General features: G+C 43.6%; 8 protein-coding genes. All 8 read right to left on the bottom strand.

Annotated features, from left to right (window positions below; all coding sequences use genetic code 11):
* Nucleotides 1–7 precede the first annotated feature (7 nt).
* Nucleotides 8–3,352: an alpha-amylase family glycosyl hydrolase gene (locus F7D20_RS06715; RefSeq protein WP_158463366.1), complete on the bottom strand. Its 3,345-nt coding sequence runs from the start codon at nt 3,350–3,352 to the stop codon at nt 8–10.
* A gap of 319 nt (nt 3,353–3,671) precedes the next feature.
* Entirely contained in the window at nt 3,672–7,025 is a 3,354-nt protein-coding gene (locus tag F7D20_RS06710) for an alpha-amylase family glycosyl hydrolase (protein WP_158463365.1), read from the bottom strand.
* A 287-nt stretch (nt 7,026–7,312) separates the two neighbouring features.
* Nucleotides 7,313–10,663 carry an alpha-amylase family glycosyl hydrolase gene (locus F7D20_RS06705; protein ID WP_158463364.1) on the bottom strand — a complete coding sequence of 1,117 codons (3,351 nt, stop codon included), beginning with the start codon at nt 10,661–10,663 and terminating at the stop codon, nt 7,313–7,315.
* A gap of 327 nt (nt 10,664–10,990) precedes the next feature.
* Nucleotides 10,991–14,362 carry an alpha-amylase family glycosyl hydrolase gene (locus F7D20_RS06700; protein ID WP_158463363.1) on the bottom strand — a complete coding sequence of 1,124 codons (3,372 nt, stop codon included), beginning with the start codon at nt 14,360–14,362 and terminating at the stop codon, nt 10,991–10,993.
* Nucleotides 14,363–14,685: 323 nt separating this feature from the next.
* Complete coding sequence (locus F7D20_RS06695; RefSeq protein ID WP_158463362.1) at nt 14,686–16,263, bottom strand: ATP-binding protein; 1,578 nt, start codon at nt 16,261–16,263, stop codon at nt 14,686–14,688.
* Between the two features lie 74 nt (nt 16,264–16,337).
* Nucleotides 16,338–16,526 carry a hypothetical protein gene (locus F7D20_RS06690; protein WP_158463361.1) on the bottom strand — a complete coding sequence of 63 codons (189 nt, stop codon included), beginning with the start codon at nt 16,524–16,526 and terminating at the stop codon, nt 16,338–16,340.
* 155 nt (nt 16,527–16,681) lie between these two features.
* On the bottom strand, nt 16,682–16,876 hold the full coding sequence (locus F7D20_RS06685) for a hypothetical protein (RefSeq protein ID WP_158463360.1): 195 nt from the start codon (nt 16,874–16,876) through the stop codon (nt 16,682–16,684).
* A 43-nt stretch (nt 16,877–16,919) separates the two neighbouring features.
* Nucleotides 16,920–19,940, bottom strand: a complete 3,021-nt coding sequence (locus tag F7D20_RS12905) for a hypothetical protein (protein WP_194253511.1) — start codon at nt 19,938–19,940, stop codon at nt 16,920–16,922.
* Between the last annotated feature and the right edge of the window lie 310 nt (nt 19,941–20,250).

Genomic DNA, 20,250 nt, shown 5'->3' with positions numbered 1-20,250 from the left:
TTCAATATTACTTGATAACAAACTTCTTGCCATTGCAGATGTAGGCACCTGGAGCCAAGAGGTATTCAGCATCCTGAACGTTTCTTACCTCGGCAACCTTCACACCTGTGAGGGTGTAAATCTTCACTGCGCCTGCCTTCTGAGCTGCTACAGTCTGGTTGATGCCTGTTGAGACAGACTCATTGGTCTTACCGTCACGGTTATAAACTGCACCGTTTTCGAAAACCAAATCCTTGGTCTGCTGACCACTGCCGTTGCTGAAGATGATCATGGTAGGAGCAGTTGTCAAATCACCATCATACTTCCACATCCAGACATCCAAACCATTCTTCTTCACACCAGTCTTGGTACATGCTACACCTGGCCAGTTACCACCGGTAAAGTTTTCTGAATCATTCCAAGCCCAGCAGTCAACCTGACTCCAGTCTGAAGGAGCGAGGAAGTAAGCGTAGATACCTGTTGGAGTAGGAATAACTACTTCCTTCTTCTTGGTGAAGGTTGCAGAACCTGTCTTGGTTTCGTTATCTGCATTGGTTGCACTCCAAGTTACAGTCTTGCTCTCGCCTTCCATCATGTCAGCACCGAGTGTGAAGGTAGCAGCCTTACCAGGGGTAAGAGCTACCTGCTCACCATTACCGATCTTATACCAACCGCTCGTGGCATTGTTGTTCAATGTTGCTGTCACGGTAACAGTCTTCTCGAAGTCACCACCGTTAGGGCTGAAAGTAACCTTGGCTGCAGTATTGACAGGAGCGTCAATCTTCTGAGCATTTGCACCGCCGTCATACTTCAGGTAGATATCACCTGTGATACCAGAGATTTCACCAGACTGTGCACCGCTATTATTATTCAAGATGACATTGAAGTTATCTACGCCATCAAAAGCGTAAGTCCAGTACTTTTCGCCATTGATTTCTTCAGACTCTGTCATCTTTGTACCAGGCCAATCACCTGTCAATTTCTTAACAGAAGAACCTTTTGACCAAGCATAGATAAAAGGAGCATTTTCTGCCTGTACGTAAACCATGATAGTAGCGTTAGGGTCCACCTTCTTGAAGGTCAAGCTACCGCTCTTTACTTTACCGTCCTGGGCCTCTGCGCTCCACTCAATAGTCTTGGTGTCGCCATAGTTCATACCTTCGCCAATGGTAAGGTTCTCACTCACACCAGGAGTCAAGTTCACCTTATCCTGACCTTGTATCTGATACCAACCAGACTTAGCGTCTTCAGAGAGAGTAACTGTCAGGTTAATAGTCTCAGTACGGAATGATCCACCGGCTTGTGAGAATGAAACGCTTGCTGGCTGAATAGGGCCCTGCTCGTTCCAAATTGTACCAGCCTCTTCATTACCATCATAAGCCTGACCGTCCAGAGACTTGGCTGTTGTATCGTAGATGAAAGCACCGTCCTCACCGATCTTACCACCCTTCCAGTCCTTTACGAGAACACGGAGCTGACCCTGAGTAGCAGGAGCTTCTACTTCAATAGTAGAACCTGTATATGTCTTACCAGTTACCACGTCGGTATATGTACCATCAGGGCAATCTGTGAAGGTAGCACCACCATTGAGGGCTACGAGCGCATAGCAATCCTTAGTAGCACGCTTGAAAGCGATACCATTTTTACCTGTTGCCTTACAACCATCTGTTGTCCACTGACCCTTACGGAGAGCAGGAACAGCCTGACGAATCTTGTTCAAACGGATGAGGTGCTGAGCTACATCGTGATTCAAAGAAGCAGCTACGTTACCTGTAGCCTTATACTCACCGAAGTCTGTTGCTGTTACATCACCTGTGATATAACCACCGAAGTAAGCACGACCAGTTTCAGAAAGAGGACCGTTAGGACCTGGGTCGATTCTTACACCACGACGGAAACCAACCTCAGAACCATAGTAGATACATGGAATACCACGGAAGGTAAACAAGAGAGAGAGGTTCTCAGCCCACTGAGCATCTGTACCACCGAAACGGTTGAGATCGTTAGGGCCTGGACTGTAGTCATGGCTGTCAATATATACTACATTGTATGTAGCGTCATTATAGAGTTCATCTTCTTGACCGAGACGGAATGCATCTTTAGCTGTATTGTAGCTATAGTGCATTGGGAAGTCGATGACATTAAAACCACTTGCCTCAGAATAGTCTGGCTCATGCCATGCACCATTGATCATCTTAGCATTTTCGCTCTTCTTGTCACCAAATGTTTCCTTACCGCAGAGTTCCTGAGGACCGACAGGACCAGAACCCTCTGGCAATACCTGACTGTCCCAGAAGCTTTGGCTTCCATCCCACTGGTTCATCAAAGACTCATCCGACTTCCATGTATAGAAGTAGCAAGAAAGATTGGCCTGACCTCTATAGGTTGCTTCGTGACCACGGGTACAAACCTCACCATACATAAAGAAAGGAGCCTTGTTCAATCGCTTATTCTCGTACTGCTTACCGAGGGCTGTAAACTGAGGAATGAACTGATGGTTGAAAGTGAGTCGTGAGATATGACCGGAGGTATCGATACGGAAACCATCCACACCCATCTTGATGAACTGACCATAGCAATCTACGAGATACTTAGCTACCTCGTCGTTCTCTGTATTGAGGTCTACGCAGTCACCGGCAATCTGACCCCACCAACGGGATGGATCATCCCAACCGAACATACCGAAATGATGCCAGTAGTTGTGAATATCCTGGTTCTGACCATTCATATTCTTCATCATGGTAAGACGACGCTGGTATTGATCTTTTGGAAGGATGGTCAGGTAGTCACTACCCAAAGTTTCTGTAGGGGTCATACAAGCATCGATGTAAGCTTGGTTGCGAAGTTGTGTGTCACGATCGAACAGCTTGCAGAGCTTCTCCTCACCGAAGTTACCGGTGTGGTTGAGCACGATGTCAAGAATGATCTTGATACCCTTGGCGTGAGCCTTGTCGATGAGTTCCTGGAACATCACGTCACCGCTCTTACCATCACTGCTCTGATAGCGGCAGTCTACATGCTGGAAATCCATGGCATGATAGCCGTGGTAGTCGTAACCGGATGCGTTCTGTACGACAGGAGTAATCCAGATGGCAGTGAAACCAAGCGCCTTGATGTAGTCGAGCTTGTCGATGACACCCTGGAAGTCGCCTCGCCAGCAAGGGTCTTTTGTTTCAATCTGCGCTGCCTGGTTGTCCCAGCAGAGCACATTGTTTTTAGGATCACCATCGTAGAAACGAGTGGTAATCATGAAATAGATACTTTCGTCTCGGAAGTCAGTACGATTGCTGGTAAACGTATCCGTTGCCATCGTCTGCAAGGAGACCAACATGAGCATAAGGACTGCCCATAGCCTTGTTGTAAATCTCTTCATAAGATTGACTGGTTATTAATTTTTAGTTAGTGATGAAAATGTCATTATCTAAGTTTTGATTGTTAATTTCTCACTTTAAAACTACTGGCAATATTCTTCTGTTAGCTTACTAATGCAAATTTACACATTATTTATATATGAGGGAAAAAAATATGCAGGAAAGAACGAATAAACGTGTGCAAACGATTACACAAAATATTGACAAAGTGAAGGGTTGTAAAACAAAAAAGAGGGTTGCATCACTGCAACCCTCCTTAATAACAATAGCACTTAATAAAACCAAATTTACTAACCCTTAATTATATTTACAATTCTAACATTACTTAATCACAAACTTCTTTCCATTGCATATATATGCACCTGGAGCCAAGATGTATTCAGCATCCTGAGCGTTGCTTACCTCGGCAACCTTCACACCTGAGAGGGTGTAAATCTTCACTGCGCCAGCCTTCTGAGCTGCTACAGTCTGATTGATGCCTGTTGAGATAGACTCATTGGTCTTACCGTTGCGGTCATAAACTGCACCGTTTTCGAAAACCAAATCGTTTGTCTGCTGACCACCGCCGTTGTTGAAGATGATATTGGTAGGAGCAGTTGTCAAATCGCCATCATACTTCCACATCCAGACATCCAAACCATTCTTCTTCACACCGATCTTGGTACATTCTACACCTGGCCAGTTACCACCAGTAAAGTTTTCTGAATCATTCCAAGCCCAGCAGTCTACCTTACTCCAGTCTGAAGGAGCGAGGAAGTAAGCGAAGATACCTGTTGGAGTAGGAACAACTACCTCTTTAATCTTGTTGAAGGTAGCAGAACCTGTCTTGGTGGCGTTATCTGCACTGGTTGCGCTCCAAGTTACAGTCTTGCTCTCGCCTTCCATCATGTCAGCACCGAGAGTGAAGGTAGCAGCCTTACCAGGAGTAAGAGCCACCTGCTCACCATCGCCGATCTTGTACCAACCGCTCTTGGCATTGTTGCTCAATGTTGCTGTTACGGTAACAGTCTTCTGGAAGTCACCACCATTAGGACTCAGAGTAACCTTAGCTGCTGTGTTGACAGGAGCATCAATCTTCTTGGCACTTGAACCACCGTCATATTCCAAGTAGATATCGCCTGTGATACCTGAGATTTCACCAGACTGAGCACCGCTACCATTATTCAAGATGACATTGAACTTCTCTACGTTATCGAAAGAGTAAGTCCAGTAATTATCTCCATCAATCACCTCAGGACCGTCCATTACCTTACCAGGCCATTCACCTGTCAAATTCTTACCGTCAACACCTGTTGTCCAAGCATGGATGTGAGGAGCATTAGTAGCCTTTACATATACGGTGATAGCTGCGTTAGGATCTACCTTAGTATATGTAACCTTACCAGTCTTCTCCTTGCCTTCAGAGCTTGTTGCACCCCAAGTCACAGTCTTGGTGTCCTTGAAGTTCATGCCTTCGCCGATAGTGAAGGTGGCAGCCTGACCAGGAGTCAAATCTACCTTGTCCTGTCCCTCTATCTGGTACCAACCAGATAAAGCATCTTCTGAGAGTTCAGCAGTAACTGTTACCGTATTGGTACGGAAACTTCCGCCAGCTGGAGAAAGTGAAACGCTTACTGGCTGAAGAGGAGCATCGTCAACCCAAGTTGTACCAGCCTCTTCATTACCATCATAGTCCTGACCACTCTTATGCTGAGCAGCAGTTGTGTAGATGAATGGACCATCCTCACCTATTACACCGCCAGTCCAATCCTTTACAAGTACACGTACCTGACCTTGAGTCTGAGGAGCTTCTACGGTGATAGTAGAACCAGTATATGTCTGACCTGTAACAATATCAGTATATGTGCCAGCTGGGCAATCTGTGAATGTAGCACCACCATTGAGGGCTACAAGTGCATAACTGTCCTTATAAGCACGCTTGAAGGCAATACCACCATTGGCTTTGCAACCCTCGTCTGTCCACTGACCCTTACGGAGAGCAGGAACAGCCTGACGAATCTTGTTCAGACGGATGAGGTGCTGAGCCAAATCATGATTCAATGAGGCAGCCGCATTACCAGAAGCCTTGTATACACCGAAGTCTGATGCTTCTACATCACCTGTGATATAACCACCGAAGTAAGCACGACCGGTGTTAGAGAGAGGACCGTTAGGACCTTTGTCAATCACAGAACCACGACGGAAACCTACCTCAGAACCATAATAGAGACATGGGATTCCACGGAAGGTAAACATCAGAGAGAGATTCTCAGCCCACTGAGCATCACTACCAGAGAAACGGATACCATCACTTGGCTGAGGACCGTAGTCATGACTATCTACATATACTACATTATAAGTAGCATCATTGTATTTCATATCACCAGACTTAGCCAAGCCGTATGCACTTCCTGCATTAGAGAAGTTGTAGTGCAATGGGAAGTCGATTACATTGAAACCGCTTGACTGAGAATAGTCTGGCTCATGCCATGCACCATTCAGCATAAAGGTATTATTGCTTTCAGGAGAATCAGCATTATCTTTCTCGCAGAGAGGCATCAGCTTAGCATCATAACCTGTACCACTGTCATAGATTTCCTGAGTGTCCCAATATGACTGGCTGCCATCAAAGCTATCCATCAAGTTCTGTGGAGCCTTCCATGTATAATAATAAGGTGAAAGGTTGTCCTGACCACGGTACTGCACACTACCGAAACGGGCACAAACCTCACCATACATGAAGAAAGGAGCCTTGTTCAATCGCTTGTCCGCGTACTTCTTACCGAGGGCAGCAAACTGAGGAATGAACTGCTTGCAGAAGGTAAGACGTGAGATGTGACCGGATGTATCAATACGGAAACCATCTACACCCATCTTGATGAAATTGCCATAGCACTTGACAAGATAATCAGCCACTGTATTATTCTCAGTATTCAGATCGACACAGTCACCTGCAATCTGAGCCCACCAACGATTAGGTAAGTCCCAGTTGAAGTTACCGAAATGGTGCCAGTAGTTGTGAGGATCATGATTCTGACCATCGGTATTCTTCATCATGGCAAGACGACGCTGATACTGATAACCTGGCTGAAGACTTGGATAGTCATTACCCAATGTTTCGAAATTAGGAATCATACAAGCATTGATGTCTGCCTGGTTACGAAGACGAGTATCACGGTCGAACTCCTTGCAAAAATGCTCCTCACCGAAGTTACCGGTGTGGTTGAGCACGATATCGAGGATAATCTTGATACCCTTGTCGTGAGCCTTGTCAATGAGTTCCTGGAACATCACGTCACCGCTCTTTTTGCCGTCACCGCTCTGATAACGGCAATCAACCTTGGAGAAATCCGAAGCATGATAGCCGTGGTAGTCATAACCGGATGCATTCTGTACGACAGGAGTAATCCAGATGGCAGTGAAACCTAACGCCTTGATGTAGTCGAGCTTGTCGATAACACCCTGGAAGTCACCTCGCCAGCAAGGGTCCTTGGTACTCTTCTGTGCTTCCTGGTTATCCCAGCAGAGCACGTTATTAGATGGATCACCATCGTAGAAACGAGTGGTCATCATGAAATAGATACTTTCGTCTCGGAAGTCAGTACGATTCGATGTAAACACATCGGTAGCCATCGTCTGCAAGGAGACCAACATGAGCATAAGGACTGCCCATAGCCTTGTGGTAAATCTTTTCATAAGATTGACTGGTTATTTAATTTTTAGTTAGTGATGAAAATGTCATTATCTAAGTTTTGTTAGCTTTCTAATGCAAAATTACACATTATATATATATCTGGGGAAATATGATGCAAAAAAGAATGAATAATTATGTGCAAACGTTTACACGCAAATCTTGACAAACAGCAGACAGAAAAACAAAAAAAGAGGACTGCATCACTGCAATCCCCTTTTTAATAATAGCACTTAATAAAACCTAATTAACTAAACCTTCATTTATATTGACAATTTGCAATCATCAAAAGTTACTTAATCACAAACTTCTTACCATTGCAGATATAAGCACCTGGAGCCAAGATGTACTCAGCATCCTGAGCGTTGCTTACCTCGGCAACCTTCACACCTGAGAGGGTGTAAATCTTCACTGCGCCAGCCTTCTGAGCTGCTACAGTCTGGTTGATGCCTGTTGAGATAGTCTCATTGGTCTTACCGGCAAGGTTATAAACTGCACCGTTTTCGAATTCCAAATCCTTTGTCTGCGTACCACTGCCGTTGTTGAAGATGATCTTAGTAGGAGCAGTTGTCAAATCGCCATCATACTTCCACATCCAGACATCCAAACCATTCTTCTTCATACCAGTCTTGGTACAAGCTACACCTGGCCAGTTACCACCGGTAAAGTTTTCTGAACCATTCCAAGCCCAGCAGTCAACCTGACTCCAGTCTGAAGGAGCGAGGAAGTAAGCGAAGATACCTGTTGGAGTAGGAACAACTACCTCTTTAATCTTGTTGAAGGTTGCAGAACCTGTCTTAGCCTTATCCTCTGCATTAGTTGCGCTCCAAGTTACAGTCTTGCTCTCGCCTTCCATCATGTCAGCACCGAGAGTGAAGGTAACTGACTTACCAGGAGTCAGATTAACCTGCTCGCCATCGCCAATCTTATACCAACCGCTCTTGGCATTGTTGCTGAGGGTTGCTGTTACGGAGATAGTCTTCTCAAAGTCACCACCATTAGGACTCAAAGTAACCTTAGCTGCAGCATTGACAGGAGCATCAATCTTCTTGGCACTTTTAGCACCATCATACTCCAAGTAGATATCGCTTGTGATACCAGTGATATTACCAGACTGAGCACCGCTACCATTATTCAAGATGACATTGAAGTTCTCTACGCCATCGAAAGAGTAAGACCAGTATTTAGCACCATCAATCTCCTCAGGACCTTTCATTACCTTACCAGGCCATGCACCTGTCAAATTCTTACCGTCAACACCTGTTGTCCAAGCGTGGATGTAAGGAGCCTTGTCTGCCTTTACATATACGGTGATAGCTGCGTTAGGATCTACCTTGGTATATGTAACCTTACCAGTCTTCTCCTTGCCTTCAGAGCTTGTTACACTCCAAGTCACTGTCTTGGTGTCATTGAAGTTCATGTCTTCACCGATAGTGAAGGTAACAGGCTTACCAGGGGTCAAATCAACCTTGTCCTGTCCCTCTATCTGATACCAAGCAGACGTAGCATCTTCTGAGACCTCAGCGGTAACAGTTACCGTATTGGTGCGGAAATTACCACCAGCTGGAGAAAGAGAAACGCTTACAGGCATAAGAGGAGCCTCGTCAACCCAAGTTGTACCAGCCTCTTCATTACCATCATAGGTCTGGTCACCCAGAGACTTGGCTGTTGTATCGTAGATGAAAGCACCATCATCAATGAGCTTGCCATCAGTCCAGTCTTTCACGAGTACGCGAACCTGACCCTGATTATTAGGAGCATCAACAGTGATAGTAGAACCTGTGTAAGTCTTGCCTGTTACCAAGTCTGTATAAGTACCAGCTGGGCAATCTGTGAAAGTAGCACCACCATTGAGGGCTACGAGTGCATAACTGTCCTTATAAGCACGCTTGAAGGCGATACCACCATTGGCAGGAGTACAACCATCGCTAGTCCACTGACCCTTACGGAGAGCAGGAACAGCCTGACGAATCTTGTTCAGACGGATGAGGTGCTGAGCCACATCATGATTCAATGAGGCAGCCGCATTACCAGAAGCCTTGTATACACCGAAGTCTGATGCTTCTACATCACCTGTGATATAACCACCGAAGTAAGCACGACCAGTTTCAGAAAGAGGACCATTAGGACCTCTGTCAATCACAACATCGCGACGGAAACCTACCTCAGAACCATAATAGAGACATGGGATTCCACGGAAGGTGAACATCAGAGAGAGATTCTCTGCCCACTGAGCGTCAGAGCCGCCAAAACGAGACCCTGACCCAGGACCATAGTCGTGACTGTCTACATATACCACATTATAGGTAGCGTCATTATATTTCATATCACCAGACTTTGCCAAGCCGTATGCGGTGGCAGCATTACCGAAGTTGTAGTGCAATGGGAAGTCGATCACATTGAAACCGCTTGACTGAGAATAGTCTGGCTCATGCCATGCGCCATTCAGCATAAAGGTATTGTTGCTTTCTGGAGAATTCGCATTATCTTTCTCGCAGAGAGGCATCAGCTTATCATCATAACCTGAACCTGTGTCATAAATTTCCTGAGTGTCCCAGTATGACTGGCTGCCATCAAAGCTATCCAACAAGTTCTGTGGAGCCTGCCATGTATAATAAAAAGGTGAAAGGTTGTCCTGACCACGGTACTGCACACCACTGTAACGGGAACAAACCTCACCATACATGAAGAATGGAGCCTTGTTCAATCGCTTGTCCTCATACTTCTTACCGAGGGCAGTAAACTGAGGAATGAACTGCTTGCAGAAGGTAAGACGAGAGATGTGACCGGATGTATCAATACGGAAACCATCTACACCCATCTCGATAAATTTGCCATAGCATTTGACAAGATATTCAGCCACTGTATTATTCTCAGTATTGAAGTCCACACAGTCACCTGCAATCTGAGCCCACCAACGATTAGGAAAGTCCCAGTTGAAGCTACCCAAATGGTGCCAATAGTTGTGTGAATCATGATTCTGTCCATCGGTATTCTTCATCAGGGCAAGACGACGCTGATACTGTGCCGCAGGCAAAAGACTTGGATAGTCACTACCCAATGTTTCGAAATTAGGAATCATACAAGCATTGATGTCTGCCTGGTTACGAAGACGGGTATCACGGTCGAACTCCTTGCAAAAATGCTCCTCACCGAAGTTACCGGAGTGGTTGAGCACGATATCGAGGATAATCTTGATACCCTTGGCGTGAGCCTTGTCGATGAGTTCCTGGAACATCACGTCACCGCTCTTTTTGCCGTCACCGCTCTGATAACGGCAATCTACCTTGGAGAAATCCGAAGCATGATAGCCGTGGTAGTCATAACCGGATGCATTCTGTACGACAGGAGTAATCCAGATGGCTGTGAAACCTAACGCCTTGATGTAGTCGAGCTTGTCGATGACACCCTGGAAGTCACCTCGCCAACAAGGGTCCTTGGTACTCATCTGTGCTTCCTGGTTGTCCCAGCAGAGCACATTGTTTTTAGGATCTCCATCGTAGAAACGGGTGGTGATCATGAAATAGATACTTTCGTCTCGGAAGTCAGTACGATTCGATGTAAACACATCGGTAGCCATCGTCTGCAAGGAGACCAACATGAGCATAAGGACTGCCCATAGCCTTGTAGTAAATCTCTTCATAAGATTGACTGGTTATTAATTTTTAGTTAGTGATGAATATCTATATTAGTTATGTGATTGTTAATTCCTTCACTTTAAAACTCTTGGCAATATTCTTCTGTTAGCTTACTAATGCAAATTTACACATTATATATATATGAGGGGGAAAAATGATGCAAAAAAGAATGAATAAACGTGTGCAAACGATTACACACAAATCTTGACAAACAGCAGACAGAAAAACAAAAAAAGAGGACTGCATCACTGCAATCCCCTTTTATAATAGCACTTAATAAAACCTAATTAACTAAACGTATATTTATATTGACAATTTGCAATCATCAAAAGTTACTTAATCACAAACTTCTTACCGTTGCAGATATAAGCACCTGGAGCCAAGATGTACTCAGCATCCTGAGCGTTGCTTACCTCGGCAACCTTCACACCTGAGAGGGTGTAAATCTTCACTGCGCCTGCCTTCTGAGCTGCTACAGTCTGGTTGATGCCTGTTGAGATAGACTCATTGGTCTTACCGGCAAGGTTATAAACTGCACCGTTTTCGAATTCCAAATCCTTTGTCTGCGTACCACTGCCGTTGTTGAAGATGATCATAGTAGGAGCAGTTGTCAAATCGCCATCATACTTCCACATCCAGACATCCAAACCATTCTTCTTCACACCGATCTTGGTACATGCTACACCTGGCCAGTTACCACCAGTAAAGTTGCCTGCATCACTCCAAGCCCAGCAGTTTACCTTACTCCAGTCTGAAGGAGCGAGGAAGTAAGCGAAGATACCTGTTGGAGTAGGAATAACTACCTCTTTGATCTTGTTGAAGGTAGCAGTACCAGTCTTAGCCTTATCCTCTGCATTAGTTGCGCTCCAAGTTACAGTCTTGCTCTCGCCTTCCATCATGTCAGCACCGAGAGTGAAGGTAACTGGCTTGCCAGGAGTCAGATTAACCTGCTCGCCATCGCCAATCTTATACCAACCGCTCTTGGCATTGTCGCTGAGGGTAGCTGTTACAGTAATCGTCTTCTCGAAGTCACCACCGTTAGGACTCAAAGTAACCTTGGCTGTAGTGTTGACAGGAGCATCGAGCGTCTTGACATTTGAACCACCATCGTATTCCAAGTAGATATCGCCTGTGATACCAGTGATGTCACTTGACTGCTTGTCATTACCATTATTCAGAATCACATTGAAGCTCTCTACTCCATCGAAAGTCTTGTACCAGTAGTTGACACCACCAATCTCTTCAGGACCATCCATGGTCCTACCGTGCCATGCACCTGTCAACTCCTTAGCTGGAGTACCAGGAACCCAAGCATAGATAGTTGGAGCCTTGTCTGCCTTTACATATACGGTGATAGATGCGTTAGGATCCACCTTGGTGAAGGATACAGAACCATTCTTCTCACTCTTGTCGTTCTTAGCATACCATGTTACAGTCTTGGTCTGTTTGAAGTTCATGTCTTCACCGATAGTGAATGTCTTGGTCTCACCAGGAGCCAACTCTACCTTGTCCTTACCTTCTACCTGGAACCAACCAGAAGTTGCCTTACCGCTAAGGCTTACCTCTACAGTAACAGTATTGGTGCGGAAAGTACCACCAGCCTGAGAGAATTTCAAACCAAACTCATTAGTCTGTGGCTCAACCCAAGTTGTACCATCTTCCTCATGACCATCGTAAGCCTGTTCAGCCTCTGACTTAGACTTAGGAGTCTCATTATAGATGAAAGGACCATCCTCACCAATCTGACCGCCCTTCCAGTCCTTCACGAGAACACGGAGCTGACCCTGAGTAGCAGGAGCATCAACGGTGATAGTAGTACCTGTGTAAGTCTTGCCTGTTACCACGTCGGTATAAGTACCATCAGGGCAATCTGTGAATGTAGCACCACCATTGATGGCTACGAGTGCATAGCTGTCATTCTTATAAGCACGCTTGAAGGCGATACCACCCTTGGCAGGAGTACAACCATCGTCGGTCCACTGACCCTTACGCAAAGCAGGAACAGCCTGACGAATCTTGTTCAGACGGATGAGGTGCTGAGCGACATCATGATTCAATGTTGCAGCCACATTGCCTGTTGCCTTGTAGTCACCGAAATCAGTTGCTTCTACATCACCAGTGAGGTAACCACCGAAGTAAGCACGACCAGTTTCTGAAAGAGGACCGTGAGGACCTCTGTCAATCGGAGCACCGCGACGGAAACCAACCTCAGAACCATAATAGAGACATGGAATACCACGGAAGGTAAACATCAGAGAGAGATTCTCTGCCCACTGAGCATCATCACCAGAGAAACGGAATTGGTCGTTGGTTTGCTGAGGACCGTAGTCGTGGCTATCAACATATACCACATTATAGGTAGCATCATTATATCTCTTGTCACCTGACTTTGCCAAACCGTATGCGGCGGCAGCATTACCGAAGTTGTAGTGCAATGGGAAGTCGATCACATGGAAACCACTTGCCTGAGAATAGTCTGGCTCATGCCACTTACCATTCACCATAAAGGTATTGTCGCTTGTTGGTGTTGGGGCATTGTCTGACTCACAGAGAGCCATCTGATGGTCATCCACACCTGTACCGCCATTGGCTTTATCAAAGAGTACCTGTGTATCCCAGTATTTCTGGCTGCCATCCCATTTGTCGAGCAAGTCCTGTGGAGCCTGCCATGTGTAATAATAGCAAGAGAGGTTATCCTGACCACGGTATGTGACATCACTGTAACGGGCGCAAACCTCACCATACATAAAGAAAGGTGCCTTGTTCAATCGCTTGTCCTCATACTGCTTACCGAGGACTGTAAACTGAGGAATGAACTGCTTGCAGAAGGTAAGACGTGAGATGTGACCGGATGTATCGATACGGAATCCATCGACACCCATCTTGATGAAACTGCCGTAGCACTTTACGAGATAATCTGCTACGTAGTCGTTTTCGGTGTTCAGATCGACGCAGTCGCCTGCAATCTGAGCCCACCAGCGGTTAGGATAATCCCAGTTGAAGTCACCAAAGTGGTGCCAGTAGTTGTGAACATCCTCGTTCTTACCACGGACGTTCTTCAACAAGCCAAGACGACGCTGATACTGCTCATAAGGGACACTTGTAAGGTAGTCGGAACCCAACTTCTCCTCGTTAGGAATCATACAAGCATTGATGAGTGCCTGAGTTTCCAAGTCGGTATTACGGTCAAACTCCTTGCAGAGTGTCTGCTCACCGAAGTTACCGGTATGGTTGAGCACGATGTCGAGGATAATCTTGATACCCTTTTTATGTGCCTTGTCGACGAGTTCCTGGAACATGGCGTCACCGTCCTTGCTACCATCGCTGCTCTGATAACGGCAGTCAACATGCTGGAAATCCATGGCATGATAACCATGGTAATCATAACCGGACGCGTTCTGCACTACTGGTGTAATCCAGATGGCAGTGAAACCCAATGCCTTGATGTAGTCGAGCTTGTCGATGACACCCTGGAAGTCGCCTCGCCAGCAAGGGTCTTTTGTTTCAATCTGCGCTGACTGGTTGTCCCAGCAGAGCACATTGTTACCTGTATCACCATCGTAGAAACGAGTGGTCATCATGAAATAGATACTTTCGTCTCGGAAGTCAGTACGATTGCTGGTAAACGTATCCGTTGCCATCGTCTGCAAGGAGACCAACATGAGCATAAGGACTGCCCATAGCCTAAATGTAAATTTCCTCATTTGATAGACTGGTTATTTAATTTTTAGTTAGTGATGAATATCTATGTTAGTTAGTTGATTGTTAATATCTTTCGTTGCTACAAAGTTACTCATTATATATATAAGGTGATAGAATATATGCAAAAAAGAACGAATAATTATGTGCAATCGATTGCATCATAACGTAAAATATTATTACGCAATCGATTGCATGGAATATTTCAAAGATTTCTACTAAAAAGCTTGCATAATTCAAAGAGGGTGTGTCATAAAAAAATCCTAAGAAGCTTATGACACACCCTCTAATATTTTAACCGAAAAACTATTGTAACATAGCATTCATGCTAATTAACTTCTTTCCAATCGATGAGTCCCTTACCCATATCATCCAATTCAACAGCCAAAGCTATAACCTTTCGACCATCAGCTTTAAATGGTTCAACATACTGTCTGTCTTTTATCTGATGCTCAGCCGCCTTAACACCACCATTATTAGTAAGTTTAAGCTCAAACACATAAATAATACGACGAGTAAAAACCACCATATCTATCCTGCCAGTAGAGATTTGCTTTTCTACTTCAACCTTGAAACCTATAGCATTAAAAATGGTACTAATGATAAGACGATAACGTTCTTCCATATCCTTGCTTGCCAACTTTTTATTGCTATAGGGCACATCAGCTATCAAAGCCTTCAGGGCTTTCTTGGCTTCATCAAGATTACCATCTTGCATCATCTTTAAAAGAATATTCTGTGTGGTAATAGCCTGAGCTTTTGTCTTCAAAGTCAAAGCCGGTACTACTATTTTGTAGAGCGCTTTCCTTACTTCAAAGTTAGGAATACCTAAAGTATAAACACCCTCATCATAATCCTTGATGGTCAGATAACCGGATTGATAAAGGAAGAGTTCTGTTCCTCCATCAGAAACATCAGAAGTCTCCAAAGTATCACGGTCAATATAGCAATGATCGAAATGCTCCAACTGAATTTCCATATCACTGACAAACTTAGGCAATAAAGACGTAGCACCAGAAGCAGCCCAGTAGTTTTTCAGTTCTTTATCAGCCAAAGCATTGAGCAGACTGAACGGATTGAAAATATCAACAGGACTGTTCTTGCAGAAATGATAACCGTCATAATAAGCCTTCAACTGCAGAATCGTTTCTTCCGGAGTCCAACCATTGTGTTCTCCCATAACCTCAATTTCAGGCATGAAATTGTTCACCACTTCCTCTTTCGTAATACCACAGATAGCAGCATAAGGAGGATCAAAACTGATATTACTCAAATTGTTCAAAACCGAGAACAAGGAGATTTGAGTAAACTTGGTAATACCCGTGATGAAGACAAATTTCTCGTATGCGTCATCAGCTTTGAGAATAGCAAAAACACTACGATAGATAGAGGTACAATCTTCATGATGAGGAGTTTTCCAGGAATGCTGCAAGGGCGAGTCGTATTCGTCGATGAGAATCGCCACCTGAAACCCAGTTTTATTGTATGCACCCTCAATGATATTCTTGAATCTTACAGCAAGAGAACTATCCTGTCGTACAGCAATATCATACTCCGACTCAAGTTGATGGAAGGCATTGTCCAGATAGCTCCGCACACCTTCCGGTGTAGCTCCTGCCTGACTCATATCCAGTCGGATGACAGGACGCTTCACCCATTCCTTTTCCAAATCCATGATTTTCAGTCCTTCGAAAAGTTCCTTTCTACCCTCGAAATAAGCCTGCAAAGTATCCACCAACAATGATTTACCGAAACGTCTTGGACGGCTCAGGTAATTATATGTTTTATTGCTATTAACAAGATTCCAGATAATCTCTGTCTTGTCAACATAGAGCAGACCTTCCTTTCGAATTTTCTCAAAAGACTGTATGCCTACAGGTAATATTCTATTATTAGTTTCTCCCATATATGATTTCTATGAAAATAACTTCACGATGCAAAGTTAAGGAAAAGATTTGGAAAAGGCAAACTTTCAACATGTTATTTTTTTGCAGCATCCAACCATTTATATATTGTCGTTACTAAAGCATAAACTTTTTGAATAGAAAAGCCTCGAAATATGAAAGCGGCTTCGATATTATACTCAAGTTTCGCAAGTTCAGAAGTTAAAGAATTTAAAGAAGTTAGAGAAGTTAAAGCCATATGCTTTACAGCTAAATCTTCAACCAAAAAGGCTGTTGGCTATAACTTCTAACGACCAAAGGGAGTGATAACAGAAAAGAGGACTGCATCTCTGCAGCCCTCTTTATTGATAATAGTGATAAATTTAACTAATCAAACAAACCCTTAAATAATTTTACATTATTCACTTATTTCTTATAGCCTTAGTCCCATGGCGATTTGTCCTTTGGCCAAGTAGTGTCATCGAAGAAATCATCGGTAAAATCATTCTTCTTAGCACAAGAACCACCATCATCATTTTGATCCATAACAAGACCACCAGTAGAGGTAGATTGCAAGATGGGGTCTAAGACTGCAAAACAAACTGAAACACTTGGTTTTATATATATCTTTTTCATTTTCATATTCGATATCACGTTCAACATTCTACAATCTATATTCTTATTTGACTACAAACTTCTTGCCATTGTGGATATAAACACCACTCGTTGTAGGTTTCTCTACCTGCTGACCACTCAGAGTGTAATACTTACCATCATGATTCTTAACTGTGGTGTTCACCACCTCATCGATACCTGTTGTACCATCAACATTGGCAAAGTCGAAGAAGAGTGCTGGAACTTTCTTAGCTCCAGAAGGAGTGTAGTCATTATGGCTTACTCCCAAACAACCCATCTTGTTAACATCAGTCTCAGCGATAGGCAAGTAAGCACTGTTGTTATAGAAAGCGCCTGTGCCCTTAGAAATCCAGAAACCCATGAGGAACTCATTATCTTCATAGCCTGTTGTAACACCCAAACCCTTTTTGGCATTATAGAAACCGAAGAGATAGTTGTGGTAGGTTACACCTTCCTTAACTTCCTTAGTAGGAACCACCTGAGCTGTGATGAGCGGCAACAGAAGATTTGGACCTGTATACTTAGTACCTACATAGTCGGTAGAAGTTGTTTCCGTGTTAGGGTTATACTCTTCCATCGGAATCACCATGGTGTTGTAAGAAGTAAGCGAAGCACGCTCACGCTCTTCAGCGTGACCATCTATATCGGCAGCCGTCTTCTTGGTAGCCAAGATTACACCTGTCTCAGAAGGAATTACGTTATATGTATTTGTAAGATCGGCATTAACCTTCTTGAGAGTGAACTTCGCTTTACCATCTGTACCCTCTGTCTTTCCATCTACTACGAAAATATCTACATCCTTAGAAATCTTCCAAGCCTTAACCGCACTCCAGGTTCTGAAATACTTATAGCTACCTCTATTCTGAATGATACGTTTATTGTCTAAGCTCTTGTAAACCACGTTTTCGAAGTCACGCAACTCCAACTCCGTGTTCGCAGAGATGGTGTAGTAGTAGTCGGTGACAGCGTTTTCATTACCATCATTACGGGTATAGAAGAAGAGACGTACTGTCCAGCGACCTGCAGGACGGTTCCAGATGATATCCCAATCTGCTTCTGAATTTTCGTTCTTCTCAGTATAGTTCACCCTGTTAGGATCGTAAGAAGCTGCTTCATGACCTTCGCCATTACCATCTAAAGGTGTCTTTGCCTTCATTTTAGGATCGGTGGTAGAATCCTCGTGCCAGTTGATTTTCTGAGTGTGGTTACCAACAAATCTGAACTTCTTCTCGCCATCAGCGGCTTTTGTCACGATTGTCACCTTATAGCACTTCTCTGTTTCATCGTATGTCATATCGGCTGCTGTAGATGCATAATCCCAAACTGTTTCGCCTGTTGTTTTATCAACTTTAAAAGTACCAGGGATAGCATCACCTACCATAGATACAGAGATAATTGTCGCACGAGTATTAGAAATAATCACCTGACCACGAATACCAAGGTGCTTCTTTGCCTCATCACCATTACCATTAGAACAGTTATACCGAATGATAAGAGAACCTTGCATATCCGAAGATGGCTTCATTGGTTCTTCGTTAGGAGAGAACTGATTATGATCGTTTGCTTCTTCAAAAACATAACCTCCGTTACCCAACAAGAACAACTTATTAGTGGTAGGACAATGAACAACATTGCCATCAGGGTAATGGGCGTCATATTTAGAACTTAATTCTTCTTTATATAGTTCATTTGTTTTGTTTACATAATCCTTATTCATTATGTAATTGGATATAACGTAATATGAATGTCCAGCAGAGAGATTGACAGAACCAAAGAATGCATTACTAAACTGCTTATCGTTTTTCTTGTATGTATCGTATAATGACATGGCTGTCGCATTCTTAGCATCGCTAATAAAGAAAGCCACACGCTTGTTACCAATATGCTTAAACTCCCACTTAGATGGCTCGCCTGTTGTTTTATCCACAGTGATAGACACCTCATACATACCATCAGAATATTCTGTTTCGCTATGATTACGCGATACTATATCCCAATAGTTGGTACCCTCATTAAATGTTTCAGGATCAGAACCTGCAAGCTTCAACTGGCCTGTTTTAATCGCTTCAATAGTAGTAGGACAAGAATAGCTAATGCCAAAAGCACTACCAGGACCATACACTTTCTTAGGCTTACCAAACTCATCAACACTCATCACCTGAGCATGAGCAGTAAGAGAAGCAGGAATCTCTACCATATATACAGCATTACCGTCTTTATCTTTCTTCTGCTGCTGGAACTTGAACACAGCATCATCATAGGTTACATGTTCCCCGCTGAAGGTGAAGAAGTTTCCTGCAAGATAGTAGCCTTGGGTATAGGTACGTTTAGGGAGAGGATTATTTTTAGTTGTGTCAACACTTGCAACAACAGTCATCTTTCCTTCATCTGTTACAGTGATAGAATAGATAAAACCTGCCTTCAACGTTAAGGCTTTTGTTCCTTCTGTTGTGAAGGCGATATCTGATGTGGTTCCAACTGCATCAATAGTTTTAGCAGTAGTCAAACCATAATCTGCGCCACCGATATTAAGAGTAATTGTTGCATCAGAAGTTGCACTGCTCAAATCGAGAGTGTACTTTCCGTTAGAACCTGTCACCTCAGTAGAACCATTCAATAATTTAATTACCTTAGTAACGACCTCAGAACCACCCTCAGAGTATTTAATCTGCTTATTCGTTAAATCGAAAATCAAAGTATAAGACTTACCCTTTGTCATGGTAAGTTTCCATGCATTACTACTGCCTTTAATCGCGCTTGTTAATTCCGTTCCTACAGAAGCATCGTTAGTTTGAGGTTGATACTGCTGTGATCCAATCTTTACACGAAAATAAAAATCGGCTGATTCTCCAGTAAAAGTGTTTGTGTAGTCGGCATCGAATACATATTCGTAGGTTTTACCATCGGTTGTTGCAAATGGACGACTTGTGCCAGTATCCCATGTACCAGTAAGTCCACCTATGAGGTACAGCTTTTCATAAGTCCCAGTCTGTGCCATCATTTTTAGTGGTATGCTCATTAAGAAGCACAACACCATCATCATTAATGTAAATCTTTTCTTCATATTTTTATAGTTTTAAACCATTTATTTAGCTTTTAGTTAACTCGTCATTTCCGTTAAGTTTTACTTTCCTTGTTTTCCTAAGCCAAGGAATTCCATCGGTATGGATAACTACATTGTTCTTCATTGAAAGAATAATAAGTTAGTTAGAAACAACAATTTTCCTTTGCTCAATATTTCCGTTTAATGAATTGCAGTCCTTTTCTGCAACGCCCGTAGGCGATTTTATTGGTTCACTTTTCTTTTTCGCTGCAAATATATAAAAAATGTAAAAAGCAAGATACGAATACAAGGTATTTTTTGCGCAAAAAAC

This window comes from Segatella copri (assembly GCF_009495355.1).
GTDB lineage: Bacteria > Bacteroidota > Bacteroidia > Bacteroidales > Bacteroidaceae > Prevotella.
This window is presented reverse-complemented; position numbering and strand designations above follow the sequence as displayed.